The 24,318-nt window shown below is 69.0% G+C and carries 25 protein-coding genes; 13 read left to right on the top strand and 12 right to left on the bottom strand.

Annotation, left to right across the window (positions count from 1 at the left end; genetic code table 11):
- Window positions 1–163: 163 nt before the first annotated feature.
- Both DMP23_RS31070 and DMP23_RS31075 read left to right on the top strand, forming a co-directional pair.
- Window positions 164–1,372 (top strand): glycosyltransferase family 4 protein, encoded by a 1,209-nt coding sequence (locus DMP23_RS31070; RefSeq protein WP_337823273.1) that lies wholly within the window; start codon window positions 164–166, stop codon window positions 1,370–1,372.
- A 1-nt stretch (window position 1,373) separates the two neighbouring features.
- Window positions 1,374–2,684 carry a UDP-glucose dehydrogenase family protein gene (locus DMP23_RS31075; protein WP_037816346.1) on the top strand — a complete coding sequence of 437 codons (1,311 nt, stop codon included), beginning with the start codon at window positions 1,374–1,376 and terminating at the stop codon, window positions 2,682–2,684.
- A gap of 3 nt (window positions 2,685–2,687) precedes the next feature.
- Here the strand turns inward: DMP23_RS31075 and DMP23_RS31080 are convergent, their stop codons facing one another.
- The 6 genes from DMP23_RS31080 to DMP23_RS31105 form a co-directional block, all read right to left on the bottom strand.
- On the bottom strand, window positions 2,688–3,728 hold the full coding sequence (locus DMP23_RS31080; RefSeq protein ID WP_337823274.1) for a GNAT family N-acetyltransferase: 1,041 nt from the start codon (window positions 3,726–3,728) through the stop codon (window positions 2,688–2,690).
- Between the two features lie 2 nt (window positions 3,729–3,730).
- Entirely contained in the window at window positions 3,731–4,654 is a 924-nt protein-coding gene (locus tag DMP23_RS31085; RefSeq protein WP_337823275.1) for a glycosyltransferase family 2 protein, read from the bottom strand.
- A 69-nt stretch (window positions 4,655–4,723) separates the two neighbouring features.
- A complete protein-coding gene (locus DMP23_RS31090) occupies window positions 4,724–5,392 on the bottom strand; it encodes a polysaccharide deacetylase family protein (RefSeq protein ID WP_337823276.1) in 669 nt (222 codons plus the stop codon).
- A 94-nt stretch (window positions 5,393–5,486) separates the two neighbouring features.
- Window positions 5,487–6,173: a glycoside hydrolase family 75 protein gene (locus DMP23_RS31095; protein WP_337823277.1), complete on the bottom strand. Its 687-nt coding sequence runs from the start codon at window positions 6,171–6,173 to the stop codon at window positions 5,487–5,489.
- Between the two features lie 149 nt (window positions 6,174–6,322).
- The gene (locus tag DMP23_RS31100) at window positions 6,323–6,955 is read right to left on the bottom strand and encodes a polysaccharide deacetylase family protein (RefSeq protein WP_037816349.1); all 633 of its coding nucleotides are present in this window, start codon (window positions 6,953–6,955) and stop codon (window positions 6,323–6,325) included.
- Between the two features lie 177 nt (window positions 6,956–7,132).
- Window positions 7,133–7,594, bottom strand: coding sequence for a CGNR zinc finger domain-containing protein (locus tag DMP23_RS31105; protein WP_337823278.1), 462 nt, complete (start codon window positions 7,592–7,594; stop codon window positions 7,133–7,135).
- A 96-nt stretch (window positions 7,595–7,690) separates the two neighbouring features.
- Here DMP23_RS31105 and DMP23_RS31110 point away from each other — a divergent pair, with 96 nt between their 5' ends.
- The gene (locus DMP23_RS31110; RefSeq protein WP_337823279.1) at window positions 7,691–8,551 is read left to right on the top strand and encodes an alpha/beta fold hydrolase; all 861 of its coding nucleotides are present in this window, start codon (window positions 7,691–7,693) and stop codon (window positions 8,549–8,551) included.
- Between the two features lie 23 nt (window positions 8,552–8,574).
- Here the strand turns inward: DMP23_RS31110 and ddaH are convergent, their stop codons facing one another.
- A complete protein-coding gene (gene ddaH / locus DMP23_RS31115) occupies window positions 8,575–9,420 on the bottom strand; it encodes a dimethylargininase (RefSeq protein ID WP_107051121.1) in 846 nt (281 codons plus the stop codon).
- 74 nt (window positions 9,421–9,494) lie between these two features.
- Between ddaH and DMP23_RS31120 the strand changes: the two genes are divergently transcribed.
- The 4 genes from DMP23_RS31120 (at window position 9,495) to DMP23_RS31135 (ending at window position 14,027) form a co-directional block, all read left to right on the top strand.
- Window positions 9,495–9,938: an Lrp/AsnC family transcriptional regulator gene (locus tag DMP23_RS31120; protein ID WP_037712217.1), complete on the top strand. Its 444-nt coding sequence runs from the start codon at window positions 9,495–9,497 to the stop codon at window positions 9,936–9,938.
- Between the two features lie 51 nt (window positions 9,939–9,989).
- Complete coding sequence (locus tag DMP23_RS31125; RefSeq protein WP_043827733.1) at window positions 9,990–10,751, top strand: enoyl-CoA hydratase; 762 nt, start codon at window positions 9,990–9,992, stop codon at window positions 10,749–10,751.
- A 286-nt stretch (window positions 10,752–11,037) separates the two neighbouring features.
- Entirely contained in the window at window positions 11,038–12,966 is a 1,929-nt protein-coding gene (locus tag DMP23_RS31130) for a 2-oxoacid:acceptor oxidoreductase subunit alpha (protein ID WP_037816353.1), read from the top strand.
- On the top strand, window positions 12,963–14,027 hold the full coding sequence (locus DMP23_RS31135) for a 2-oxoacid:ferredoxin oxidoreductase subunit beta (RefSeq protein ID WP_037816355.1): 1,065 nt from the start codon (window positions 12,963–12,965) through the stop codon (window positions 14,025–14,027). Before DMP23_RS31130 ends, DMP23_RS31135 begins: the two co-directional genes overlap by 4 nt.
- A 63-nt stretch (window positions 14,028–14,090) precedes the next feature.
- Here the strand turns inward: DMP23_RS31135 and DMP23_RS31140 are convergent, their stop codons facing one another.
- Window positions 14,091–15,521, bottom strand: a complete 1,431-nt coding sequence (locus tag DMP23_RS31140) for a sunset domain-containing protein (RefSeq protein WP_037816357.1) — start codon at window positions 15,519–15,521, stop codon at window positions 14,091–14,093.
- 12 nt (window positions 15,522–15,533) lie between these two features.
- Window positions 15,534–16,571, bottom strand: a complete 1,038-nt coding sequence (locus DMP23_RS31145) for a polyprenyl synthetase family protein (RefSeq protein ID WP_037816359.1) — start codon at window positions 16,569–16,571, stop codon at window positions 15,534–15,536.
- 260 nt (window positions 16,572–16,831) lie between these two features.
- Between DMP23_RS31145 and DMP23_RS31150 the strand changes: the two genes are divergently transcribed.
- Window positions 16,832–17,482, top strand: coding sequence for a hypothetical protein (locus DMP23_RS31150; RefSeq protein ID WP_037816361.1), 651 nt, complete (start codon window positions 16,832–16,834; stop codon window positions 17,480–17,482).
- A 64-nt stretch (window positions 17,483–17,546) separates the two neighbouring features.
- Here DMP23_RS31150 and DMP23_RS31155 read toward each other — a convergent pair whose 3' ends face one another.
- Complete coding sequence (locus tag DMP23_RS31155) at window positions 17,547–18,707, bottom strand: IS30 family transposase (protein WP_443111348.1); 1,161 nt, start codon at window positions 18,705–18,707, stop codon at window positions 17,547–17,549.
- 724 nt (window positions 18,708–19,431) lie between these two features.
- Here DMP23_RS31155 and DMP23_RS31160 point away from each other — a divergent pair.
- The 4 genes from DMP23_RS31160 (at window position 19,432) to DMP23_RS31175 (ending at window position 22,225) form a co-directional block, all read left to right on the top strand.
- A complete protein-coding gene (locus DMP23_RS31160; RefSeq protein ID WP_033291067.1) occupies window positions 19,432–19,647 on the top strand; it encodes a helix-turn-helix domain-containing protein in 216 nt (71 codons plus the stop codon).
- 143 nt (window positions 19,648–19,790) lie between these two features.
- On the top strand, window positions 19,791–19,892 hold the full coding sequence (locus tag DMP23_RS31165) for a 30S ribosomal protein bS22 (RefSeq protein WP_007030867.1): 102 nt from the start codon (window positions 19,791–19,793) through the stop codon (window positions 19,890–19,892).
- Between the two features lie 261 nt (window positions 19,893–20,153).
- Window positions 20,154–21,200 carry an NAD-dependent epimerase/dehydratase family protein gene (locus DMP23_RS31170; protein WP_037818830.1) on the top strand — a complete coding sequence of 349 codons (1,047 nt, stop codon included), beginning with the start codon at window positions 20,154–20,156 and terminating at the stop codon, window positions 21,198–21,200.
- The gene (locus tag DMP23_RS31175; protein WP_337823280.1) at window positions 21,197–22,225 is read left to right on the top strand and encodes a lysophospholipid acyltransferase family protein; all 1,029 of its coding nucleotides are present in this window, start codon (window positions 21,197–21,199) and stop codon (window positions 22,223–22,225) included. The genes DMP23_RS31170 and DMP23_RS31175 overlap by 4 nt, the downstream gene beginning before the upstream one ends.
- 3 nt (window positions 22,226–22,228) lie before the next feature.
- Here DMP23_RS31175 and DMP23_RS31180 read toward each other — a convergent pair whose 3' ends face one another.
- Window positions 22,229–22,840, bottom strand: coding sequence for a TetR/AcrR family transcriptional regulator (locus DMP23_RS31180; RefSeq protein WP_337823281.1), 612 nt, complete (start codon window positions 22,838–22,840; stop codon window positions 22,229–22,231).
- 61 nt (window positions 22,841–22,901) lie between these two features.
- On the opposite strand from DMP23_RS31180, the gene DMP23_RS31185 reads away from it, so the two are divergent.
- A complete protein-coding gene (locus tag DMP23_RS31185) occupies window positions 22,902–23,309 on the top strand; it encodes a RidA family protein (RefSeq protein ID WP_337823282.1) in 408 nt (135 codons plus the stop codon).
- 7 nt (window positions 23,310–23,316) lie between these two features.
- Here the strand turns inward: DMP23_RS31185 and DMP23_RS31190 are convergent, their stop codons facing one another.
- Window positions 23,317–24,225 carry an HAD family hydrolase gene (locus DMP23_RS31190; RefSeq protein ID WP_051729659.1) on the bottom strand — a complete coding sequence of 303 codons (909 nt, stop codon included), beginning with the start codon at window positions 24,223–24,225 and terminating at the stop codon, window positions 23,317–23,319.
- Between the last annotated feature and the right edge of the window lie 93 nt (window positions 24,226–24,318).

The following is a 24,318-nucleotide window of genomic DNA, read 5'->3' on the forward strand; positions in this document are numbered from 1 at the left end:
CTTCGGTTCGGCCTCGCCATGCGCCATCTGAATGCCTCTCTCGGGACAGCCAGCGGTTAGGTCGCGGCGACTGCCCTTTCCGTTACCGAGATGTGCGTAATAAAAGGGCGCGCGGCAGCGAATAAGAAGCGTCTGCTCCCTGTCACAGGAGATGAGGTCGCCGGTGTCGCGACGCCATGTACTGATCATCGTGCAGAACCTCCCCGTCCCGCTCGACCGCCGGGTGTGGCTGGAATGCCGTGCGCTGACCGCCGCGGGCTACGAGGTTTCGGTTATTTGTCCACAAGGGACAGACGACCCGGAGTACGAGGTGCTCGACGGAGTGCACCTCTACAAGTACGCTCCGCCGCCGAATGCCTCAGGCGTGGTGAGCTATTTGGTCGAATTCGCTTACTGCTGGCTGCGTACCGCGCTGTTGTCGCGGAAAGTGTGGAAGCGCAAGCACTTCGACGTCATCCAGGCGTGCAACCCGCCCGACACTTACTGGGCCCTCGCCCGTCTCTGGCGCCGCCGCGGCGTGCGGTTCGTCTTCGACCACCACGACCTGAACCCGGAAGTGTTCCGCTCCCGGTTCGGGGAGCCGGCGAACCTGGCGGCGCGCGTGCAGCTCAAGGGCCTGTATTGGTTGGAACGAAGGACATTCCGTACCGCGGAACGGGTTGTTTCCACCAACGCTTCCTATCGGCGAATCGCCGTCGAGCGCGGTGGTGTGCCGCTCGGTCACACCACGATCGTGCGCTCCGGGCCGGACACCTCGGTCATGCGGCCGAGGTCGCCGAATCCCGAACTCCGCCGAGGCAAGGACTATCTCGTGGCGTGGCTGGGAATCATGGGGCCGCAGGACGGGGTGGACGGGGTGCTGCGGATCGTCGAGCGGATCGTGCGGGAGCACCGCCGGACGGACGTCGAGTTCGCGTTGCTCGGCTTCGGCGACTGCCTCGAGGATCTTCGCAAGCAATGCACCGAAATGGGCCTTGACGACTACGTGCATTTCACCGGCCGGGTCGGTCCGGACGAAATCGCCGACTACCTCTCCACCGCGGACGTCGGACTCTCCGCGGACCCCTACAGCCCGTTGAACGATCTTTCGACGATGAACAAGACCATGGAATACCTCGCGTTCGCGTTGCCGGTGCTCGCCTACCGGCTGACCGAAACCGTGGTTTCCGCGGGCGACTGCGCGGTTTACGTGGAGCCGGGCCGCGAAGCCACCTTCGCCGCGGAACTCGTTGCGTTGCTCGACGATCCGGAACGGCGAGCGGAACTCGGCAAGGCCGGCCGGGTCCGCGCGGAGCGGGAGCTCGACTGGGCTCCGCAGGCCCGCGCCTATCTCTCGGTCTATCAGGACCTGTTCGACGAGGAGAAGAATTGACATGTTCGCCAGACGGATCGCGGTAGTCGGAACGGGCTACGTCGGGCTCACCACCGGTGCGTGTCTCGCTTCGCTCGGGCACCGGGTGGTATGCGCTGACGTCGATCCGGACAAGATCGACCGGCTCGCCCGCGGACAAGTCGACATCCTCGAACCGGAGCTCGCAGACCTCGTGGCCGAGGGACTGGCCGCGGGCAGGCTCCAGTTCGTCCACGGCGCGGCGGCCGCGGTCGACGCCGATCTCGAGGTGGTTTTCCTGTGCGTGCCCACCCCGATGGGCGTCGGCGGGGTCGCGGACCTGTCGAGCGTGGAGGCCGTGGTCGACGAGATCCGGGAGCGCCTGCCGTCGGGTGCCGTCGTGGTGAACAAGTCGACCGTGCCGGTGGGCACCGCGGAACGCACCAAGGAACTCCTCCGCCGGGACGACGTCGCGGTGGTCAGCAATCCCGAGTTCCTCCGCGAGGGAACCGCGGTGCGCGACTTTCTCGGGCCGGACCGCATCGTGGTCGGCAGCGACGCGCAGGACGCGGCCGAGCGCGTAGCCGGGCTCTACGCCCGGCTGGGCGCGCCCACCGTGCTGACCGACGCGGCGAGCGCGGAACTCATGAAGTACGCGGCCAACTGTTTCCTGGCGATGAAGCTGTCCTACGTCAACGCCATGGCCGAACTGTGCGAACGGCTCGGGGCCAACCTCTCGGACATCACCGAAGGCATGGGCTACGACCGCCGGATCGGGCAGGCGTTCCTCCGCCCCGGACCCGGCTGGGGCGGCTCGTGCCTGCCGAAGGACACCCGGGCGATGCTGCAGATCTCCGATTCCGCGGACTTCGAGTTCCGGTTGCTGCGCGCGGCGATCGACACCAACGAACGGCAACGACAGCGCATCGTCGACAAGATCCGGATGGCGGTGACCGGAAGCCGCGGCGGTTCACTCGCGCACCTCCGGTTCGGCTTGCTCGGACTGACCTTCAAGGCGAACACCGACGACGTCCGGGATTCCCCCGCCCTCGCGGTCGCCGCGCTGCTGCGGCAAGCGGGCGCGGACCTCGTCGGCTACGACCCTGCGCTGGGAGCCGACACAATGCGGCCGGAACTCGGCGACGTCAGCCTCGTGGAAGATCCGCTGGCACTGGCGAAGGACGTCGACGCGCTGATCCTGCTCACCGAATGGCCGGAGTTCCGGACGCTGGACTGGGCCCGGATGGCCGAGGTCGTACGGCGACCGATCGTCGTCGACACCCGCAACCTGCTCGACTCGGACGTACTGCGCCGCTCCGGTTTCGCCTGGACCGGCCTCGGCTTGGCGTCCTGACGCTCACCGAAAGCGCCGCAGCACGCTACGCAGCTGCGGCGCGATCGGCGAACCCTTCACCACCGTCACCGCCTGCCTGCCCGCGCGACGGACCAGACCGAGCAGCTCCCCGCTCGCGATCTCGCCCTGACACACCATGACCTGACCAGTCATCGCCCGCCGCTTGTACTCGTCCTCTCCCCGGCCGAGGTCGATCCGCTGAACGCCCGTTTCCGGCGTGGCCTGAACGATTTCCCGCAGCAGGATCCAGCCGGGGGCCAGCCGCGCGAATCGCGGGTCGTAGACCGGGAACCACCAGTGCAACACGTGGCCGTCCTGGATGCCGAAGTGTGCCGCGAGCAGTTCGCCTCCGATGTGGACAGTCGAGAGCACCCCTCGGAAAGAGCCTTCCCGGGTACGCAGAAGCCGATGCAGCAGCGCGATCCGCGCCGGGTCCGAGAAGTAGTCCCTGGCACCGGTCGCGGCGTACTGCTCGCGTTTGAGCCGGATCACCTCGTCCAGCACCGCCGGATCCTCGCAACTGGCCGTGAACACCAGCGAACCGTGTTCCCGGGCCGCTTTGGCCGACCGGCGCCGCGCCTGGCCCATGTTGTCCTTGCCGCTGCGGGACGCGCGCGCCAGGTAGCCCTCAAGCCCACCGGTGACGTCGAGGTAGGGCGACGCGCGCCGAGTTTCGATCCACCGTTCGAACTCGGCCGAACCCAGCAGATGGTCGAAGGCGAACGTCCTGGCCCGCAGAGCCGGAAGAAGCTCTTCGACGGGGAATCTGCTGCCCTCCGCCTGGATCGGCGCTTGGAAGTCCGCCGCGGGCCAGCCCGCCGGACGCACTGTGGATCCATTGACGTGCAACGGAAAGAGCCCGACGACGGCACCCTCGGCGTTCTCCGCGACAGCGACCCGGACCGCCGGTCCAGCCGCGTGCACTGCCGCTGCGAACTCCGGATGGAAGTACGGGCTGTCCAGGCTCGGATTGCCGGCCCGCAACGCATACCAGGCATCCAGTTCCCGGGCCGTGAGGCGATCGAACTCTACGACGCGCACCACGTTCAGGCCGACAGTGCGGTCAGGCGGCGCGAAGGCCGCACCAACGCGACGAGAGCGGCTCTCGCGGTCCGCCGTCCGCCGAGCGAACGGAGAAATTCGCCAAGCACCACCGCCGCGAAGTACGCCGCCGAGGACAGCCGTCCGCTGCGCCGCCGGAAAAGCTTGACCCGGTTGACGGTGAGCAGCGCCCACAACACCGGATTGGTGCCGGACTCCCCGCCGATGTGCTCGACCACCGCAGCCGGCTCATACCATGGCTGCCAGCCGAAATCCTTCGCGCGCAGGCTGTACTCCGTCTCCTCGCCGTAAAGCAGGAACGACTCGTCCCACAGGCCGACCTCGCGCAGCGCGTCCGCCCCGATCAGCATCGCCGCGCCGGTGCCCCAAGCCACCGGACGCGCGTACTCGTACTGCATCGGATCCGTGATCAGCTCGCCCATCGTGCCCCATCTGCCCGCGCGGCTACCGCCGAAGACCGATTCGACGAGTGCCCGGAGCACGGTCGGATCGCGCCGGATCGAGGGCTGGAGACTGCCGTCCGCGTTGAGCAACCGGGGATAGACGATGCCGCGCCGCGGATACTCCAGCGCGCTCGCGAGAACGGCAATCGCTCCCGGCTGGGGGCGAGCGTCCGGATTCAGCACGAAAATGCCGTCCAGCTCGGTATTCCGCAGATCTTCGATCGCCGCGTTGACCGCCGCGGCGTACCCGCCGTTGCGTCCGGTCTGCACCAGCGTCACTGGAACGTCCCAGCCGCGCTTGGCGATCTCCGCGGTGTCGTCGGAAGACCTGTTGTCGGCCACGACGACGTCGACCAGGCACGTGTCCTTGGCCGCGTCACGCAGCGAGGCAAGGCATCCCGGCAGCACGTCGGCGCTGTTGTACGTCACGATGACGATCGCCACTCGGAACCGTTGCTCACTCACGAACGAAATGTCGCGCCCGGCACCCCGCCTGTTACGACGGACTTTGTTGGGCGGCAACGAAGAAACCCGTCAGCCGCGGCACCGCTTCACGAGCTTCGCGACGCCCCGCCGAGCCCGGCGGCGAAGCCCGGGCTCCCCGCCGAGCACATCCTCGATCCAGGCGGAATCGAGGTCGTGCGCGAGGCTTGTCCGCGCTTGCAGCCAGTCCTGCTCTCGCGCCGGGCCGCCGTCGCTCGTGTATACCCGTGTCACGCCCGCGCCACGCAGCCGGCGCAGGACAGTCCGGTCGTAGGAGCCGAACGGGATCGCGACCCGGCGGACCGGTGCGCCGGTCTGCCGGGCCAGCGCTTCCGGCGCCTCCGCGAGTTCCTGATCGACCTCGCCGCCGCTGAGCCGCCGCCAGTCGCGGTGCGCCCAGCCGTGCGAGCCGATGGCCATACCGGCGTCCAAAAGGTGCTTGATTCCGTTTTCGCCGACCGATCCCGGACGGCCGATTCGCCCCGCCAGCAAGAAGAATTCCGCGTGCAGTCCGCGTTCGACGAGCCTCGGCAACGCGATCTCGACGTCCGAGGCGTTCCCGTCGTCGAACGTCAGCCGGACCTCGGGGCGGCCCGCCACCGCGTCCAGCACCCGCTCGAACTGGTCGACCCGTACCCACGTTTTGTCTTCGCCCGGATCCAGCGCGCGCCCGGGTGCGCCGATGCCGTGCACCGTGAGGTTCACCAGCTTGCCTGCCATCGCCCGCCTTTCTCCGCGCTAACGGGCCAATCGCGGAAAACCGGGCGAAAGTTACGCGCCGGGAGCGGAGGTCCGGGCCAGGCGAGCGAGAAACTCAGTTTCCTCCCACGAACTCCGACGCCAGCTTTTCGCCCGTGCTCGTCGCCGCGGCGTGGTCCTCGATGGGGTTGACCGTCGAGTCCTTGAAGCACACGTACGTCACGCCGGAGTCGACGCCGCCGTTCTTCGGGTCCGGGTTGATGCCGAGGTCCTTGGCCGTCGCGTACGACGCTTCGCCGATGATCTTGTTCGGCCCGGTGTCCCCGATGACCGCGTATTCGACCTTGCCGTTGTAGATCACCGCGCAGGAACCGCCGCCGTTGAGGCCGGAGTTTTCGTAGTTCCAGATGCTGCTCGAACTGGGGACGACGATGTACGGCAGCTTGGCGGCGTTGAGCGGTTTCCCGTCGGATTGCGAGAAGGCGGTGTCGGGGAGGAAGCAGCAGTCGGTGTTCTCGTTGCACTCGGTGGTGCGCTGACCGTCGCAGTCGATGTCCATGTCGGCTTTCCAGAAGACCGCTTTGCCCGCGTCGCAGACCGGGACGGTCGCGCTGCCGGCGTCTTCGTCGGTTTGGTATTTGCCGTTGGAGATCTGATTGCAGGACGCCACCTTGGCGAGGATTTGATCCGCGGTCGGGCCCGCCTGGACCGCTTCCGGAGCGGGGGTCGCCGCGGAGGCGAGCGCGGTGGGCAGGACGGCGGCGGCTATCGCCAGAATCGCGAGCAGGACGAGTTTCCGCATCGACGCTCCCTGTTTATTAGGAAACTTTCCTTACGGCGGCGCGCGCTCAGGATGCCGCCGAACGGATGCGGTCACAACCCGCCAAAAGAGGGTGTTTTTTCCCGCCGAAGCGAGCAGTCCGTAAAGACTCGTCTCGAATGAAGGACCAGTTACCGGCCGGGCCTCGACGCCCAGCGTCCGGTGAATCGGCGCGGACGGCGGCTCACTGCCTCGGCCCACCGCGGGCTCAGGTCCGAGCGGATCTCCGTCCGCGACCGCACCAGTGCCGCCCCGCGCACCCCGCCGACATTCGCGTACACGCGCGTCGCTCCGGCGTCGCGCAGATGTGTCAGCACCCGACGGTCGAACCGGCCCTCCGGCAGCGAAAACCGCCGCACCGGCGTACCGCTCAGCTGCTCCAGCAACCTCGGCGCGTCGTCCAGTTCCCGGCGCACCGCGAACGAACCGTCGAACCTCCGCCAGTCCAGCCGGTCCCAGCCGTGCGATCCGACGTGCATCCCCGCGTCCACCAGCTGCCGCAGCCCGGCGCGGTCGACGTACCCGCGCTCGCCGACCCGGCCGGCCAACGGGAAGAACTCGGCGTAAAGCCCGCGCTCGACCAGCCGCGGCAAGGCGATCTCGACGTCCGACGAGTTCCCGTCGTCGAAGGTGAGCTGCGCACCCGTCCCCGAGACGACGTCCAGCAGCGCGTCGAACTGCTGCACGGTGATCCACCGCTCGTCCTCACCGGGATCGAGGGCCCGCTGGGGCTTCCCGATGCCGTGCACCGCAAAGGTGATCATCGCGCCTCCCGTCCGTCGTACCGTACCCGATTAATCGGATTAGCAAACGGAGTAGTTACCAACGCCGATCCCATGGTCAACAGTGCATTTCCAGCCCAGACTAAACACTCCCGCAGGAAAATCGGAATATGTCCACACTTGTAGACAGCCTCCATCTTCACACGTTTGGGTGAAGATTCAATGATTGCGTTGATAGTGCCGCCGCACCTTCTCCCGATTGCCGCAGGCCGCCATCGAGCACCAGCGGGCGCGATTGGCGCGGCTGCGATCGAGCAGGAACAGCTGGCACTCGTCATTCGCGCAGGCCCGCAGCCGCCCAGGAAGATCCTTTTCGAGCGCCGCCCAATCCAGAACCGCTTCGACCGCCAACCGGGCATGCGGCGGCGTTTCCACTGACCACCGCAGCCCGTCTGCGGAAACCTCCGGAACCTGCCGAACCCCGTCGAGAAGCGGACGCAACACGACCGGCGAACTGTCCCCGCGCACGACGTCGCGCAGGAGATCTCGCGCCTGACGCAGCAGCTCCAGCTCCGCGGCGCTCCCGTCTCCGCCGTGCTCCCGCGCCCACTGCTGCCCCAGCGCGTCCTGTTCCTCGCCGTTGACCAGTGGCCTGCTGTTGAGCAGGTCGAGCACGTCCATCGCAGCCCCTAACCAGATCGAACCCTTTGACAGGTTAGCCCGACCATGCTTCCATGGCGAACACCTAACCAGCTTAAAACCTCAAAGGGGTTAGCCATGATCCAGCACCGGACGGCGACCGTCGACGGCCACGAGCTCTTCTACCGCGAGGCCGGTCCCGCCGACGCGCCCGCGATCGTCCTGCTGCACGGGTATCCGACCAGCTCGTTCATGTTCCGGAACCTCATCCCGCTGCTGGCCGGCCGCTACCGGGTGATCGCGCCGGACCACCTCGGCTTCGGGTACTCCGCCGCCCCCTCAGCCAACGAGTTCGACTACACCTTCGACGCACTCGCCGACCTCACGTCCGGCCTGCTCGACCAGCTCGACCTGGACCGCTACGCGGTTTACGTCCAGGACTACGGCGCCCCGATCGCCTGGCGGCTCGCGCTCAAGCACCCCGACCGGATCTCCGCGATCGTCACGCAGAACGGCAACGGATACGAGGAAGGCTTCGTCGACTCGTTCTGGACCGGCCTCTGGGCCTACGGCGCGAACCCCGGCCCGGACACCGAACCGGCCGTCCGCGCCGCGCTGAGCTACGACGCCATCCGCTGGCAGTACTTGCACGGCGTCGCCGACCCGAGCCTGGTCAGCCCGGACACCTGGGAACACGACCACGCCCGGGTGTCCCGCCCCGGCAACGACGAAATCCAGCTCGCGCTGTTCCGCGACTACCAGAACAACCGCCCGCTTTACCCGCTGCTGCACGAATTCCTGCGCACGCACGACGTCCCGGTGCTCGCCGTGTGGGGCCGCAACGACGAGATCTTCGGCCCGGCCGGCGCCGAAGCCTTCGCCCGCGACGCGCGAGACGCCGAAGTGCACCTGATCGACGGCGGCCACTTCCTGCTGGAAAGCCATCTCGACGTCGTCGCGGGCTACCTGCACGGCTTCCTCGGCCGAGTCCTCACGTAACCGGGCTCGGCGAAACCGGTGTCCTACTTGCGGATCTCCAGCGTGCAGCACTTCGGCCCGCCGCCAGCCTTACGCAGCTCCGAAATGTCCACATACACCGGCTCGTAACCCCGCTCAGCGAGCCGCGCGCCGAGGTCGGTCGCCTCGACCGGCAACACGACATTGCGCCCGTCGGACACGCCGTTCAGCCCGAAACACTCGGCATCCGCCGCCGTAGCAAGCACTGCGTCCGGGAACATCCGCCGCAGCACGCGCTGCGAGCCCGGCGAGAACGCGTCCGGGTAGTAGACGACCTGCGCGGTCGTCGTGTCCGTCGCCTCGGCCAGCACGAACAGCGCGGTGTCGAGGTGGTAGTAGCGCGGGTCGATCAGCTGCAGCGACACGACCGGGACGCCGAGGACCTCCTGCGCCTCGGCGTGCGCGGCCGGGTCGGTGCGGAATCCGGTGCCGGCCAGCAGCACCCGGCCGGTCCAGGCGAAATCGCCCTCGGCCTCGTTGATCTTCTCCGGCATGGTCAGGTCGCGGTAACCGTGTTCGAGGAACCAGCGGCGGAAGTGCTCCGCCTCGGCGGCGCGCTGCGGGGCGCGGAACCGCGAGCCGAGCACGCGCCCGTCCACGACGGTGCCCGAGTTGGCCGCGAACACCATGTCCGGAAGGCCGGGTTGCGGGTCGATTTCCTCGACCGTGTGGCCGAGGCGGCGGTAGGTGTCGCGCAGCTCGGTCCACTGCGCGACGGCGACGTCCGCGCTGACCGGCTTCGAAGGGTCCATCCAGGGGTTGATCGCGTAGTCGACGGCGAAATAACGCGGCGGGCACATCAGGTAACGGCGGGGCGTGGGCACCCGCGGCGGCACAACCTCTCCCTGCATGCAACAAGGCTAAGGTCGACCTAATCTCGCAATCAATCGCTGTTCACTGCGCACCTGCGTGCTAAACATTGCGTGTGAACACCATCGACCAGCGAATCGTTTCCTGCCTGGTGGCCAACGCCCGCTCCAGCTACGCGGAGATCGGCAAAGTGGTCGGGCTGTCCGCCCCGGCGGTGAAACGACGCGTGGACCGACTGCTGGAAACGGGCGTGCTGCGCGGCTTCACCGCGGTCGTCGACCCGGAGGCGCTCGGCTGGGGCACCGAGGCGTTCGTCGAGGTGCACTGCCAGGGCAACGTCACGCCCGGCCGGATCCGGGCCCGGCTCGAACCGTTGACCGAGGTCGTCGCCGCGTACACGGTGTCCGGCGCGGCGGATGCGATCGTCCACCTGCGCGCCGCCGACATCCACCACCTCGAGACCGCGTTGGAACGGCTGCGCGGGTTGGAAATCATCGACCGGACAGTGTCGACAGTCGTGCTCTCCCGGCTGTTGGAGCGGCCGCCGACGCCGTCCTGAGTGACGGTTCTAACCGGCAGCGGCACCCACGGCCCTGCGATGCTGAGCGCCATGACCGACCGCATTCACAGCGAGCACGACCAGGGCATCGCGCTGCTCACCGTCGACGCCCCGAAAAGCCGCAACGCGCTCACCCTCGACCTCTCCGCCGAACTGGCCGCCGCGGTCGCGCGCGCCGAGGCCGACGAGAGTGTGCACGCCGTGATCGTCACGGGCGCCCCGCCGGCGTTCTGCGCGGGCGCGGACCTCACCGCGCTGGGCAAGGCAGACGCCGAAGGATTGCGTTCGGTGTACGCGGGCTTCCTCGCTGTCGCGGGATGCAGCCTGCCGACGATCGCCGCGGTCGGCGGGGCCGCCGTCGGCGCTGGTCTGAACCTCGCACTGGCCGCCGACGTCCGGCTCGTGGGTCCGCACGCCAAGTTCATCCCACGGTTTCTCGAACTCGGCTTGCACCCCGGCGGCGGCATGACCTGGATGTCGCAACGAATCCTCGGTCCGCAGCAGGCGTCCGCGATGGCGTTGTTCGGCGAAACCCTTACCGCGGAATCCGCGGTAAGGGTGGGGTTCGCCCTGCGCTTGGTGGACGGCGACCACGACGCATTGGTCCAGGCCGCCCGCGACCTCGCCGCCCCGGCGGTCGCCGCTCCGCGCGAGGTGGTGCTGTCCACCAAGCGGACTATGCGGCAGACGAGCGGCCTGACCGAACACGCCGCCGCGGTCGACGCCGAACTCGCTCCGCAGCTGGAATCGCTGGCCGCACCGGCATTCGCGGAGCGATTGGCGGCGATGAAAGCGCGCATCAGCGGCCGCTGAGCACCGCCGCGCACAAATTCTCACATTCCGAGAACCCTCAACCTGGAGCAAACTGCTGGTCAGTGCCGTACCGGCGGCGAGAGACGCGCGTCACTCCGGACGCCGGGCCGATTCGCCCTACGATCGAAGACACCCCGGTGGGCACTCGGCCTGGCGACCCCACACTTGACCGCTCTGCGACCGCGGCCACAGGTGTGGCGAGTAACCTCGGAAGCAGGCCTCGGCGGGCTCCCCGGGGAGCCGACCCTGGCCCGCAGCACGCCGGGAGAGAGGGATTCCCTGACCCATGAGCACCAGTGCGAACGGCAGCGCGGCCGGGAACGGGCACGGCGCGCTGGCCGCGTCCCGGACCACCGAGGTGAACAAGCTGGACCGGGTGGTCATCCGGTTTGCCGGCGACTCGGGCGACGGGATGCAGCTGACCGGCGACCGGTTCACCTCGGAGGCGGCTGCCTTCGGGAACGACCTGTCGACCATGCCCAACTTCCCCGCCGAGATCCGGGCGCCGCAGGGCACCATCCCCGGCGTCTCGTCCTTCCAGGTGCATTTCGCCGACTACGACATCCTCACGCCGGGCGACCGGCCGGACGTGCTCGTCGCGATGAACCCCGCCGCGCTCAAGGCGAACGTCCGCGACGTCCCGCACGGCGGGACGATCATCCTCAACACCGACGAGTTCTCCAAGCGGAACCTGGTGAAGGTCGGCTACGAGACCGACCCGCTCGACGACGATTCGCTGTCGCCCTTCCAGGTACACCGGGTCGCCATGTCGACGCTGACCCAGGGCGCGCTCGCCGACACCGGCCTCGGCAAGAAGGACGCCGAACGCTGCAAGAACATGTTCGCGCTCGGTCTGCTGTCGTGGATGTACCACCGGCCGACCGAGGGCACCGAGCGGTTCCTGCGCGAGAAGTTCGCGAAGAAGCCGGACATCGCCGAGGCGAACATCCTCGCCTTCCGGGCGGGCTGGAACTACGGCGAGACCACCGAGTCGTTCGCGACCACCTTCGAGGTCGCGCCCGCGAAGCTGGACAAGGGCACCTACCGGCAGATCACCGGGAACACCGCGCTGGCGTACGGGATCGTGGCGGCCGGACAGCAGTCCGGGCTGCAGATCCTGCTCGGCACGTACCCGATCACCCCGGCCTCGGACGTGCTGCACGAGCTGTCCAAGCACAAGAACTACGGCATCATCACCTTCCAGGCCGAGGACGAGATCGCGGGCATCGGGGCCGCGCTCGGCGCGTCCTACGGCGGGGCGCTGGGCATCACGTCCACGTCCGGCCCCGGCGTCGCGCTGAAGTCGGAGACCATCGGCCTCGGCGTGATGACCGAACTGCCGCTGGTGATCATCGACGTGCAGCGCGGCGGGCCGTCCACCGGCCTGCCGACCAAGACCGAGCAGGCCGACCTGCTGCAGGCGATGTTCGGCCGCAACGGCGAATCGCCGGTGCCGATCGTCGCGCCGCTCTCGCCCGCCGACTGTTTCGACGCGGCGATCGAGGCCACCCGGATCGCGCTGAAGTACCGCACGCCGGTGCTGCTGCTGTCCGACGGCGCGATCGCCAACGGGTCCGAACCGTGGCTGGTCCCGAATGTCGAGGACCTGCCGGACCTGCGCGTGGAATTCGCGTCGGAACCCAACTCCGACAACGGATCCGGCGAGTTCTGGCCGTACGTGCGCGATCCGGAGACGCTCGCGCGGGCGTGGGCGATCCCGGGCACTCCCGGGCTGCAGCACCGCATCGGCGGGCTGGAGAAGGCCGACGGCACCGGGCACATCTCCTACGACCCGGACAACCACGACAAGATGGTGCGGCTGCGCCAGGCGAAGGTCGACGGCATCGACGTGCCGGACCTCGAGGTCGACGACCCGTCCGGCGAGGCGCGCGTGCTGGCGCTGGGCTGGGGTTCGTCCTACGGCCCGATCGGCGCGGCCTGCCGCCGGGTGCGCAAGCTCGGGATGCCGATCGCGCAGGCGCACCTGCGGCACCTCAACCCGTTGCCGCACAACCTCGGCGAGGTGCTGGCCCGCTACGACCGGGTCGTCGTCCCGGAGATGAACCTCGGCCAGCTCGCCCTGCTGCTGCGGGCGAAGTACCTGGTGGACGTGCACTCCTACACCAAGGTCGCCGGCCTGCCGTTCAAGGCCGAGGAACTGCAGAACGTGTTCGCCGACATCATCGCCAACCTCGTTCCGGAGGGCGTCAAGTGACCGCCATCGATCTCGGGCTGCCGCAGTTGGGCGGCATCGACCTGGTGCCGACCACCGACGAACCGCAGAAGGCCAAGGACTACAAGTCCGACCAGGAAGTGCGCTGGTGCCCCGGGTGCGGCGACTACGTGGTGCTCAACGCCGTGCAGTCATTCCTGCCGACGCTCGGGCTGAAGCGCGAGAACATCGTCTTCATCTCCGGCATCGGCTGCTCGTCGCGGTTCCCGTACTACCTCAACACCTACGGCATGCACTCGATCCACGGCCGCGCGCCGTCGATCGCGACCGGGCTCGCCACCACGCGTCCCGACCTGTCGGTGTGGGTCGTCACCGGCGACGGCGATGCGCTGTCCATCGGCGGCAACCACCTGATCCACGCGTTGCGGCGCAACGTGAACATCAAGATCCTGCTGTTCAACAACCGGATCTACGGGCTGACCAAGGGCCAGTACTCGCCGACGTCCGGCCAGGGCATGGTCACCAAGTCGACCCCGATGGGTTCGCTGGACACGCCGTTCAACCCGCTGTCGCTGGCGATCGGCGCGGAAGCGTCGTTCGTGGGGCGCGCGATGGACTCCGACCGCAAGGGCCTCACCGAAGTCCTTGAAGCGGCGGCGAAACACCGCGGTTCGGCGCTGGTGGAGATCTACCAGAACTGCCCGATCTTCAACGACGGCGCGTTCGATGTGCTGAAGGACAAGGACGAGGCCGCGTCCCGGCTGATCCCGCTGCGCGCGGGCGAACCGATCCGCTTCGGCCCGGAAGCCGAATTCGGCGTCCGGCGCGGCGACTGGGGCGGCCTGGACGTCGGCAAGGTCGCCGAGATCGGCGAGGAAAACCTGGTGGTGCACGACCCGTCGATCGCGGACACGTCGTACGCCTTCGCGCTTTCCCGCCTCGGCGACCAGAACCTGAACCACGTCCCGACGGGCATCCTGCGCCAGGTCGAACGCCCCACGTACGACGACGCCGCACGGGCCCAGGTCGAGCAGGCGCGCGAAGCACGAAAGCCGGACCTGCAGGGCTTGTTGCGAGGCAAGGACACCTGGACCGTCGCATAGTCCACATAAGACAGAGGCCGCCACTCCCGGATTCGGGAATGGCGGCCTCTGTCCTATCTGGACTCAGTGCAGCGGACGGAACCCGACCCGCTCAGCATCGGCGGCGCTGCGGAACCACACCTCAGCCACCATCTTCGGGAACTGCGGCGAATCCTCCCCGCAATACCGCAACGCCGTCACGCTCGCCTTCACGGTGAAACCCTCCGCCGGACGACCGCCGCCCGGACGCGGCATCGCCGAACCCGGTCCGAACGGTCCCGGCGGCACCGCGTCGTCCGCGGTCTGCCGTGCGGGCGGCGGTTCCGGAGCGGCCATCGCGGCCTGATTCGGTTGCACGGACGGCTCGAACAGCGAACCGCTGTGTCCGCCGGCGAGATCCGGTTCACGGCGCTCCACCGGGCGCATCGACGGCTGGATCGGCCGCGGCGGGTCAAAACCGCCACGCGGGGATTCGCGGCGCTGCCGCTTCGGCAGGCCCTGGCTGCCTTCCGCAGTGTCCTCTGTGGACTCAGCGGCGACGGGCTCGACGCTCGGGATCAGGTGATCGGTCGACGAATCCTCTTCGAGGTGACCGACCGCCGACTCGACCGGTTCGGCGGGTTCCTCGAACGGCGACCGCTGAGCCGCTTCCGGCTGGTTGAACCAGTCCGGTTCCGGTTCGGGCGCGCGGCCCGGGCCCGGACGGAACAGCGAGACCGGCTCGGACTCCGAAGCCGTGCTGTCCAACGGAGTCGGGTCGAGCCGTCGCTCCAAAGAGGACAGGCCGTCCGCCGGTTCGGCGAGGTGCCGGCTCGGCTCCTCTTCGGCGGGACTCTCGGAGTGGTCCGCCGCGGGAACGTCAGCCGGTTCCGGCATCCGGTGGTAACCGCTGTCGTGCTCGTCCGCCGACTCCGCGACGCGGTGGTAGCCGCTGTCGTGCTCGTCGGCGGGTTCTGCGACACGGTGGTAGCCGCTGTCGTGGTCCTCGGCCGGTTCCGCGATGCGGTGCGAACCGGTGTCGACCGGCTGCAGGTACTCGGTGGCGGCGGCGCGGTAGGCCGAACCGGAGTCTTCCGGAGCGCTCTCGGCCGGCGCGCTGTCGAAAAGCCCGTTCGCCGCTTGGTGTTCGCGAGCCTCGGCCTGCGCGAACGCCTCGTCGACGTCGTCCTCCGGCGCTTCCGCGGTGTCCGCGGCAGAAGCAGCGGCCGGTTCCGGTGCCGTGCGGTATTCCGCGTCGTACTCGGCTTCCGGCTCGAAAGCGCTCGTCGCCTGGATGACTTCCGTCGGAGCGTGCTCGCGGCGGTCTCTGGTCCAGTCCTCCGCGGGCGCCGGCACCGCGGTGCGCGCGGGCGTGCTGGCCGCGGCACGGGCCGTGTCGGCGTGTGCGCTCGCCAGTTCCGTTTCCAGTTCGCGCACCCGTTTGCGCGCCGGACGCGCCAGCACCAGCCAGGCGATGACCGCGCCGACAATGAAGGCCAGCAGGCTCCAGAGCCACACCTGCCCGAAAATGGACATTTCTCGCCCCTTTTAGAACGTTCGCGCGACCAGGTAGTCGGCGACCGACTCGCAAGCGTCGCGCGCAGGGGAAGCGGGCAGCGAGGCGAGCTCGGCACGTGCTCGGGAAGCGTAGTCGGAAAGGGTTTCACGCGCGCGTTCGAGGCCACTGGAACGGCGCAGCAGCTCGAGCGCCTCGGCCACCAGGTCGTCGTCGGTGATGGGGCCGGCGAGCAGCTCGACGAGCCGCGGGTCGGTGCCCGGATCGGCCAGCGCGTACAGCATCGGCAGCGTGCGAACGCCTTCCCGCAGGTCAGTGCCTTGCGCCTTGCCCAGCTCGACCGAGGGCGACGCGATGTCGATGACGTCGTCGGAGATCTGGAAGGCCGCGCCGATGATGTCGCCGAAGCGGCGCAGCGCCTGGATGTGCTCCTCGGCCGCGCCGGACATCATGCCGCCGAAGCGCCCGGACGTCGCGATCAGCGACCCGGTCTTCTGCGCGATGACGGTGAGGTAGTGCTCGACCGGATCGTCGCCAGGGCCAGGACCGACCGTCTCCCGCATCTGCCCGCTGACCAGCTCGCCGAACGTCTCGGCGATGATCCGCGCGGCGTCCGTCCCGAGGTCGGCGACGAGCCGGGAGGCGTGCGCGAAGAGGTAGTCACCGGTGAGGATCGCGACCGTGTTGTCCCAGCGCGAGTTGACGCTCTCCGCGCCGCGCCGCATGGTCGCCTCGTCCATGACGTCGTCGTGATACAGCGTCGCGAGGTGCACCAACTCGACCGCGGCAGCAGCGATCAGCACCTGCTCGCCCTGCTTCGGCCCGAACTGCGCCGACAGCAGCGTGAACAGCGGACGAAAACGTTTGCCCCCCGCCTCGACCAGGTGCAACGCCGCGTCGTGCACAGCGGGGACGTCACTCTTCACGACGTCCCGCAGCATCGTCTCGACGTCCGCCAGCCCGCCCGCGATGGCGCGCAGCAACGGCTCGTCCTGGATCTGCAGCCCGACGGTCGCGCGCAGGTCCTCTACAGCGCCATCCCGGGCCGCCCCCGGAGGTGGTGAAGACACAGACACGTCGGCTCCGCTCTCTCATGGCGCTCTTCGCCAGTCGGTTACCCCCTTCAGGGTAGTGGTTGCCCCGCGGCCTGCCTTTACCCGCTGTCCTGCGGAAACGGTGACGAACGCGACACTGCCGCCCCTGATGCCCGCCACGCCACGAACGGGTTGATCCGCGATCCCGGACGGGTGATCGCCGCCCGAGGACGCAACGGGCGATTCGGACCTGCGGATAGTCGGGAGAGGGAGCAACACAGCCGAGGAGACCCGACATGATCATCAAGCGCACCGCACTGGCCGGAGCAGCCCTGGCCACCGCCGGCTTGCTCGCCACCGCCGGCACCGCCGTCGCGGACAGCCCGGCCGGAATCGCCGACATCGGCAACGCGAACTTCACGAAATCCGGAACCACCATCTCCATCCCGACGCAAGCCCCGTGCGCCGTAGAAGGCCCGACAAGCGCCTCCGCAGCAGCGGTGTCGCAACCAGGCGTCCGCTTCGGCGGCGGCACGTCCTCCTGCACCACCGAGGTCACCGACCCGGCGAACGACGTCACCACCACCACGTCGACGGCGACCGGAAACAACTTCGAACTGTCCGCCCTGGTGAGCTCCGGCGGCAAACGAATCCGCATCTCGTCGTACACGGTGACCTGCAAGGCCACCCAAAGCGGCACAAACGCGAACTGGACCCTGAGCGGCCTGACCGGAATCAGCGGCCTGCCCTCGCCGCTCCCCGCGAACTACACGAAGCCGCTGACGAAATCGGATGGCACGCTGCTGGCGAACGCAGTCTTCAACATCCAAACGCTGCCCGGCGACGGAAGCATGACCCTGACCATGCTGCGCATCGACTTCGCCCCCGCCTCGGGCGCCTCGGGATCGGTCACCGTCGGCCACACCGCCTGCGCTCCCACTCCCTGAAGCGAATGAGGGGAACCCTCACGGAACCAGGGTGGATTCGAGGGGTTGTTGCAACGCGGGTGGTTCAACTGGTTTCGGCGAGGAGTGTAGCGAGGCGTTCGGCTGGGGTGTCCCAGTTGAGTGTTTTGCGGGGTCGGCGGTTGAGTTGTGCGGCGACGGCGGCGAGGTGTTCGGGGGTGTGGACTGAGAGGTCGGTGCTTTTGGGGAAGTACTGGCGCAGCAGGCCGTTGGTGTTTTCGTTGCTGCCGCGTTGCCAGGGGCTGTGGGGGTCGCAGAAGTAGACGGGGATGCCGGTGGCGACGGTGAATTCGTGGTGGCGGCCCATTTCGCTGCCCTGGTCCCAGGTCAGGGATCGTCGCAGGTGTGCGGGCAGGGTCGCGGCGGTGTCGGCGAGGGCGTCGCGGACGGCGTCGGCGCCGCGGCCGTCGGGCAGCGCGACGAGCAGGGTGTAGCGGGTGGAGCGGTCGACGAGGGTGGCGATGGCGGAAGCGTTGTCCTTGCCGATGATCAGGTCGCCTTCCCAGTGGCCGGGGACGGCGCGGTCGGCGGCTTCGGCGGGCCGGTCGCTGATCATGACCATGGGTTCGGCGAAGCGGGGCCGGCGTTGTTCGCCGCTGGCGCGGGGTTTGCGCATGGTGCGGCCGGTGCGCAGGGCGCGGGCCAGCTCGCGGCGCAGTTCGCCGCGGCCTTGGACGTAGAGGGCCTGGTAGATCGTTTCGTGGGTCACGTGCAGCTCCGGCCGGTCGGGGTGGTCGCGGCGCAGCCGGGCGGCGATCTGCTCCGGGCTGAATTTGTCGGTCAGCATCGCCTGCACCCGGTCCCGCAGTTCGGGGCAGGCCGCGATCTTGCCTGTTTTCGGTCGCGGGCGCCGTGCCCGGGCGAGGTCGTGGGCGGCGTGGGGCCGGTAGTCGCCGCAGGGGCGGGCGTTGCGGGCGATCTCCCGGCTGATCGTGGACGGGCTGCGGCCCAGCTCGGCCGCGATCGCCCGCCGCGAGCGGCCCGCCGCCAGCCCGTCCGCGATCGCGATCCGCTCGCCCGCGCTCAGGAACCGGCCCGAGTCCGGCCCGGGCCGCGCGGCCGGGCGCGCGGTCGCGCCCGCCCGGCTCGGTCGCCCGTGCCGCCAATAGTGCCCGGTCCTGCGGTCGACCCCGACCCTGCGGCACGCCTCGACCGTGCCCACGCCCTCCGCCACAAGATCAAAATAGCGGCGGCGTTCCGCCGCCAGCCTCACCCGGCCCCGCGGAGCCCGACCACGCCCGACCACGACCACTGCAACCCCTGCACAACTCAGGCGTTGCAACCACCACTAGAACCCAAGCAGATTCCGTCAGGGTTCCCCTCACGACCTCCGCACCAGCCCGACCGCGCTCCTCGGCCGAGGGCAGCGTCACGCGCCGCGCTCGCGGATGGCTGCGTCCCGCTGGCGGCGGGTGGGTGCGCGGGAGGCGAGGGTCGTGAAGGGCTCCTTGAGGGAATCAGATTCCCTCAAGGAGCCCTTCACGGACCTCGGCGGGAGAGGAGCCGCCCGGCGCGCCTAACCGGTCGACGCCCGCAGCACCCTGACCAGCATCGCTGCCACGAACCCACCGCGTGCCGCGCTGCTGAGAAACCTCATTGGGTGCACCTGACGCACCCAATGTGGCGTTCGGTGCGTCGCATGCACCCAACGCCGCATTGGGGCGCTTTGAGCCAGAGCACGGAGGAGGGCGTCGGCGGGTCCGCTGCTCCGTTCAGCGGTGCCGATGTCGTAGCGCCGCACCGGGCCGAATCCGGCAAATCGGATACTGCTGCGCCGTCCGGGCTACGCGAAGCCCCAGGTGAGGGCCCATCCTGGTGACAGGCGTCGCACGAGTCCCACCTGTCCCGCTACCCTCGGAAGAGCACGTGCGTGTCGATACCACAGGTGGGGAAGCCTCGTGGCGCGACACGTGTCGAAGGACGCGGTAAACATGTCGCCGAACAAGAGGGAGGATTTGCCCGCGGTAGGGCAGGTCCAGTTTTTGACAGTCGCCGAAGTGGCCACGCTGATGCGGGTCTCGAAGATGACCGTGTACCGCCTGGTGCATTCGGGCGAACTTCCCGCGGTCAGAGTCGGGAAGTCCTTCCGGGTGCCGGAAAAAGCGGTGCACGAGTATCTGCAGGGTGCTTACTTCGACGTGGGCTGATCCGACGGCGGGCATGCGTCAGACCATGCCCGCCGACCAGCCCGCGCCGGGACGCTAGTAACCTGGTAAACCGCTCGTGCCTGTGCGCTCCACCCGTTGGACGCTGCGCCGGGCAGCGTGACCGACGACCAAGAGGAGCGCCCATGGGTTCCGTGATCAAGAAGCGCCGCAAGCGCATGTCGAAGAAGAAGCACCGCAAGCTGCTGCGCCGTACGCGCGTGCAGCGGCGCAAGGCCGGCAAGTGAGCCGTCCGCGCGGCTAGAGTTTCGTGGCCCGTCCAGTCTCTGGACGGGCCACACTCATGTTCGGACCTTCCTGCGCCCGATCGAGTGAGGCGCGTATCGCAATCCGGACGTCCCTCGTAAATACCAGGTAAGACCTGGTCAGCAGGGTGTCCGGGGCCGGTAACATGGCAGGTGCATCAGCGCGATGCTTCCAGCGAGTGCAGGTTCGCGCACCCCGAGTGATCACTCCGTCTTGCACGCTGCTGCCGATCAGGGAGTTCCATGGCCTCGAACATCGTGCTCGTCACCGGAGTCGCCGGCGACCTTGGCGGGAAGCTGCTCGCCAGGCTCGGCGCGCATCCGGATCTCGAGCGGGTGATCGGCGTCGACACCGCCCCGCCGTCCAAGGACGTCCAGCAGCGGATGGGCCGCGCCGAGTTCGTCCGCGCGGACATCCGCAATCCGCTCATCGCGAAGGTGATCAGCAGCGCCGAGGTGGACACCGTCGTGCACACCTCGTGCACCGCGCATCCGGCCGGGCCGAGCCGGCGCGCCGCGGTCAAGGAAGTCAACGTCATCGGCACCATGCGGCTGCTCGCCGCGTGCCAGCGCGCGCCGAAGGTGCGCAAGCTCGTGGTGAAGTCGAGTGCCGCGGTCTACGGCGCGGGCGCGCGTTCGCAGGCGGTGTTCACCGAGGATTCGGAGCTGATCCCGCCGTCGACCAGCGGCTACGCGAAGGACGCGGTCGAGATGGAGGGCTACGTGCGCGGGCTCGCCCGCCGCCGCCCGGACCTGACCGTCACGCTCCTGCGGTTCGCGAACATCATCGGCCCCGAGGTCGACACCGTGCTGGCCCGGTACTTCTCGCTGCCGGTCGTGCCGACCGTCTTCGGCTACGACTCCCGGCTGCAGCTGCTGCACGGGTCAGACGCGCTGTCAGTGCTCGAAATGGCGACGCTGGAAGACCGGCCGGGCGTGTTCAACGTCGCGTCCGAGGGCGTGCTGACCCTGTCGCAGGCGATCCGCCGGGCGGGCCGCGTCGGGCTGCCGATGCCGCGCGGCGTGGTGCCGTCGGTCGGGAAGCTGCTGCGCGGCGCCCGGCTGGTCGATTTCTCCGCCGACCAGGTGCGGCTGCTGAACTTCGGCCGCGCGGTCGACATCACGAAGCTCAAGAAGGAATTCGGGTACACGCCCCGCTGGACCACCCGCGAGGCGTTCGACGACTACGTGGCCGGCCGCGGCCTGCGTCCGGTGCTCGACGGCGGCGCGCTGGCCGGGCTGGCGGGCAAGGTGCTCGAGGCCGCCGCCACCGGGCAGGCGCGCCGATGAACCACGCGACGAGGGCCGGAAGCGAGGCGAATCCCGTGAACAGTGCTGAGGCACAGGTCATTCCGCTGCATGGACCCGGCCGGGAGAAGCCGGCCGAGGCCCCGGCTCCGGTCGAGGAGCGGGTGGACGCGCCGGTCGTGGAGTTCCCGGCGCAGCCGTCCGGTCCGGTGCGCGAGCCCGCGGTCGATCCGCTGTCGGAATCGGTGCGCGGCGCGCTCACCTTCCTGCGCCACCGGCTCACCGGCGACTACGAGGTGGACGAGTTCGGCTTCGACGCCGAGCTCACCGAGACGCTCGTGCTGCCGCCGCTGCGCGCGCTGTACGAGAAGTGGTTCCGGGTCGACACGTTCGGCGTCGAGAACCTGCCGAAGGCGGGCGGCGCGCTGCTCGTGTCCAACCACTCCGGCACCTTGCCGCTCGACGCGCTGATGACCGCGGTCGCGGTCCACGACGAGACCGGCGGACGGCATCTGCGCGGCCTCGGCGCGGACCTGGTGTTCAAGCTGCCGCTGGTCGGGTCGTTCGCCCGCAAGTCCGGGCAGACGCTCGCCTGCAACGCCGACGCCGAACGCCTGCTGACCAACGGCGAACTGGTCGGCGTGTGGCCGGAAGGCTTCAAGGGCGTCGGGAAGCCGTTCTCCGCGCGGTACAAGCTGCAGCGCTTCGGCCGCGGCGGGTTCGTGTCCGCGGCGATGCGCGCGGGCGTGCCGATCATTCCGGTGTCGGTGGTCGGGGCCGAGGAGACGTATCCGAAGATCGGCGAGCTCAAGGTGCTGGCCCGGCTGCTCGGACTGCCGTACTTCCCGGTCACGCCGTTCTTCCCGCTGCTGGGCCCGCTCGGCGCGGTGCCGCTGCCGACGAAGTGGACCATCGAGTTCGGCGAAGCGATCCGCACCGACGAGTACGGCCCGGAAGCGGTCGACGATCCGATGCTGGTGTTCACGCTCACCGACCAGGTCCGCGAGTCGATCCAGCACTCGCTGTACCGCAGGCTTTCCCAGCGCCGCAGCGTTTTCCGGGGTTGAGCTTCAGCCGGGCAGGCGCCAGCCCCGCCGCACTGAGCGTTCGCAGCGCCGCGGTTCGTCGCCGACGCTGACGAACAGCGCGGTCAGCAAGGCCGCGCCGTGCTCGAGCGTGCCGCGCGGCAGGGGACCGTTCGCGACCAGCGAGACCAGACCGTGCGCGATGGCCCAGCTTTGCGTGGCGAGTTCGAGGGCGTCGAGGCCTTCGCGGTACCGGCCCGTGTCGCGGCCGCGGGCGGCGGCTTGCACGAGGTACTCGAGGGTGTCGTCGGCGGCTTGGGCGTCTTCCAGGTCGAAGTTGGCGTCGAACATCACGCGGTACAGGTCCGGGTGGGCCAGCGCGTTGCCGAGGTACGCGGAGATCAGCGCGGCGTGGTCGCGTACCGGATCGGCGGACTGGCGGACCTCGGCCATCCGGTGCGCCAGCCGGGTAAAACCCTCCTGCCGCAAGGCTTTCCACAGCCCGTCCATGCTGTCGAAGTGCGTGTAGACGGCCATCGTCGACACTCCGGTGCCGGTCACGAGCGAGCGCAGGGTGATCGGTTCGCGGGTGCGGAGCATCTGCGCTGCCCGTTCGAGCAGCAAGGTGCGCACTGCCGGATCTTTCGCCCTCGTCATGGCGGCATTCTATAGCATTGCAATGCTATGTTTTGGAGACCGAGGATCTTCAGGAGGAAACATGGCCGTCACCCTGGTCAATCCCGCTTCGCTGCCGCAGGTCGGCCTCTACCAGCAGGTGTCCGTCGCGACCGGCTCGCGGACGGTGTACCTCGCCGGGCAGGTCGCGCGAACCGCGGACGGCGGGCACGTCGGGGAAGGGGACCTGGCCGCGCAGGTCGAGCAGGCTTACCTGAACGTGGCCGCGGCGCTGGCCGAGGTGGGCGCCACGTTCGCGGATGTCGCGCGGCTGACCGTGTATTTCGTCGAGTGGTCGCCGGAGAAGATGGGCGAGTTCGTCGAGGGCGTGCAGCGGGCGGAGAAGAAGCTGGGCGTCAGCATTCAGGCCCCGTTGACCGGGATCGGCGTGGCGTTCCTGGCCGAACCGGACCTGCTGGTCGAGGTCGAGGCGACCGCGGTGCTGGACTGATCCGGTTTCAGCGGCGGCGGTACGCCATCCCCGCGGCGACCGCCCCCGCGACCGCGCCCGCGCCGAGCACCGACGGGACGCCGATGCGGGCGGCTTTGCGGCCGGTGCGGAAGTCGCGGATCTCCCAGCCGCGGGCGCGGGCGACGTCACGCAGGCCGCTGTCCGGGTTGACCGCGACCGCGGTGCCGACGACCGACAGCATCGGCACGTCGTTCTGCGAATCCGAATAAGCCGTGCAGCGCTTGAGGTTCAGGCCCTCCCGCGACGCGAGCGCGCGGACCGCGTGGGCCTTCGCGCGGCCGTGCAGCATGTCGCCGACCAACCGTCCGGTGTAGACGCCGTCCTTGGTTTCCGCGACCGTGCCGAGCGCGCCGGTGAGGCCGAGGCGGCGGGAGATGATCGCGGCGAGTTCGATCGGGGTCGCCGTGACGAGCCACACGCGCTGGCCCGCGTCGAGGTGCATCTGCGCGAGCGCGCGGGTGCCGGACCAGATCTTGTCCGCCATCAGCTCGTCGTAGATCTCCTCGCTCATCGTGGTGAGCTCCTCGACCGTGCGACCGGCCACAAAGGACAGCGCGCGCTCGCGGTGGGTCTTGATGTCGGCCTTGTTCTCGCGCCCGCCGATGCGGAACTTGACCTGGTCCCACACGAAACCGGCGAGGTCGGCCGAGGTGAAGAACTTGCGCGCGGCGAGCCCGCGGGCGAAGTAGAAGATCGACGCGCCCATCATCATCGTGTTGTCCACGTCGAAGAAGGCGCCCGCGGTGAGGTCCGGCGGCGCGGGCGGAACCGTCGTCGCCAGCTGCGCCGAGGAGGACGCGGCCTCCGCCGACGCTTCTCCGGCGAGCGTGGCGAGCCGCTCCAGTTCCTGACTCTTATCCTTGCCACGCCAAGCTGACACGCACACCGCCTCCAGGTTCGGGCACGTCCCGGCGGACGACGCCGACCGGGTCCTGCAGCACAGGGTAGCGACCGTGCGACTCACCCGTTGGAGATGTGGCCCGCGCCT

The sequence above is a fragment of the Amycolatopsis sp. A1MSW2902 genome (genome assembly GCF_017312175.1).
Classification (GTDB): domain Bacteria; phylum Actinomycetota; class Actinomycetes; order Mycobacteriales; family Pseudonocardiaceae; genus Amycolatopsis; species Amycolatopsis nivea.

Excerpts from the sequence above, each read along its gene's own strand:
- DMP23_RS31170 (WP_037818830.1), top strand. The coding sequence starts at position 20,154 with ATGGCCTCGAACATCGTGCTCGTCACCGGAGTCGCCGGCGACCTTGGC.
- DMP23_RS31185 (WP_337823282.1), top strand. The coding sequence starts at position 22,902 with ATGGCCGTCACCCTGGTCAATCCCGCTTCGCTGCCGCAGGTCGGCCTC.
- DMP23_RS31140 (WP_037816357.1), bottom strand. The coding sequence starts at position 15,521 with ATGTCCATTTTCGGGCAGGTGTGGCTCTGGAGCCTGCTGGCCTTCATT.
- DMP23_RS31165 (WP_007030867.1), top strand. The coding sequence starts at position 19,791 with ATGGGTTCCGTGATCAAGAAGCGCCGCAAGCGCATGTCGAAGAAGAAG.
- DMP23_RS31075 (WP_037816346.1), top strand. The coding sequence starts at position 1,374 with ATGTTCGCCAGACGGATCGCGGTAGTCGGAACGGGCTACGTCGGGCTC.
- DMP23_RS31130 (WP_037816353.1), top strand. The coding sequence starts at position 11,038 with ATGAGCACCAGTGCGAACGGCAGCGCGGCCGGGAACGGGCACGGCGCG.
- ddaH (WP_107051121.1), bottom strand. The coding sequence starts at position 9,420 with ATGCAGGGAGAGGTTGTGCCGCCGCGGGTGCCCACGCCCCGCCGTTAC.
- DMP23_RS31090 (WP_337823276.1), bottom strand. The coding sequence starts at position 5,392 with ATGGCAGGCAAGCTGGTGAACCTCACGGTGCACGGCATCGGCGCACCC.
- DMP23_RS31175 (WP_337823280.1), top strand. The coding sequence starts at position 21,197 with ATGAACCACGCGACGAGGGCCGGAAGCGAGGCGAATCCCGTGAACAGT.
- DMP23_RS31105 (WP_337823278.1), bottom strand. The coding sequence starts at position 7,594 with ATGGACGTGCTCGACCTGCTCAACAGCAGGCCACTGGTCAACGGCGAG.
- DMP23_RS31150 (WP_037816361.1), top strand. The coding sequence starts at position 16,832 with ATGATCATCAAGCGCACCGCACTGGCCGGAGCAGCCCTGGCCACCGCC.
- DMP23_RS31100 (WP_037816349.1), bottom strand. The coding sequence starts at position 6,955 with ATGATCACCTTTGCGGTGCACGGCATCGGGAAGCCCCAGCGGGCCCTC.
- DMP23_RS31095 (WP_337823277.1), bottom strand. The coding sequence starts at position 6,173 with ATGCGGAAACTCGTCCTGCTCGCGATTCTGGCGATAGCCGCCGCCGTC.
- DMP23_RS31125 (WP_043827733.1), top strand. The coding sequence starts at position 9,990 with ATGACCGACCGCATTCACAGCGAGCACGACCAGGGCATCGCGCTGCTC.
- DMP23_RS31180 (WP_337823281.1), bottom strand. The coding sequence starts at position 22,840 with ATGACGAGGGCGAAAGATCCGGCAGTGCGCACCTTGCTGCTCGAACGG.
- DMP23_RS31110 (WP_337823279.1), top strand. The coding sequence starts at position 7,691 with ATGATCCAGCACCGGACGGCGACCGTCGACGGCCACGAGCTCTTCTAC.
- DMP23_RS31160 (WP_033291067.1), top strand. The coding sequence starts at position 19,432 with ATGTCGCCGAACAAGAGGGAGGATTTGCCCGCGGTAGGGCAGGTCCAG.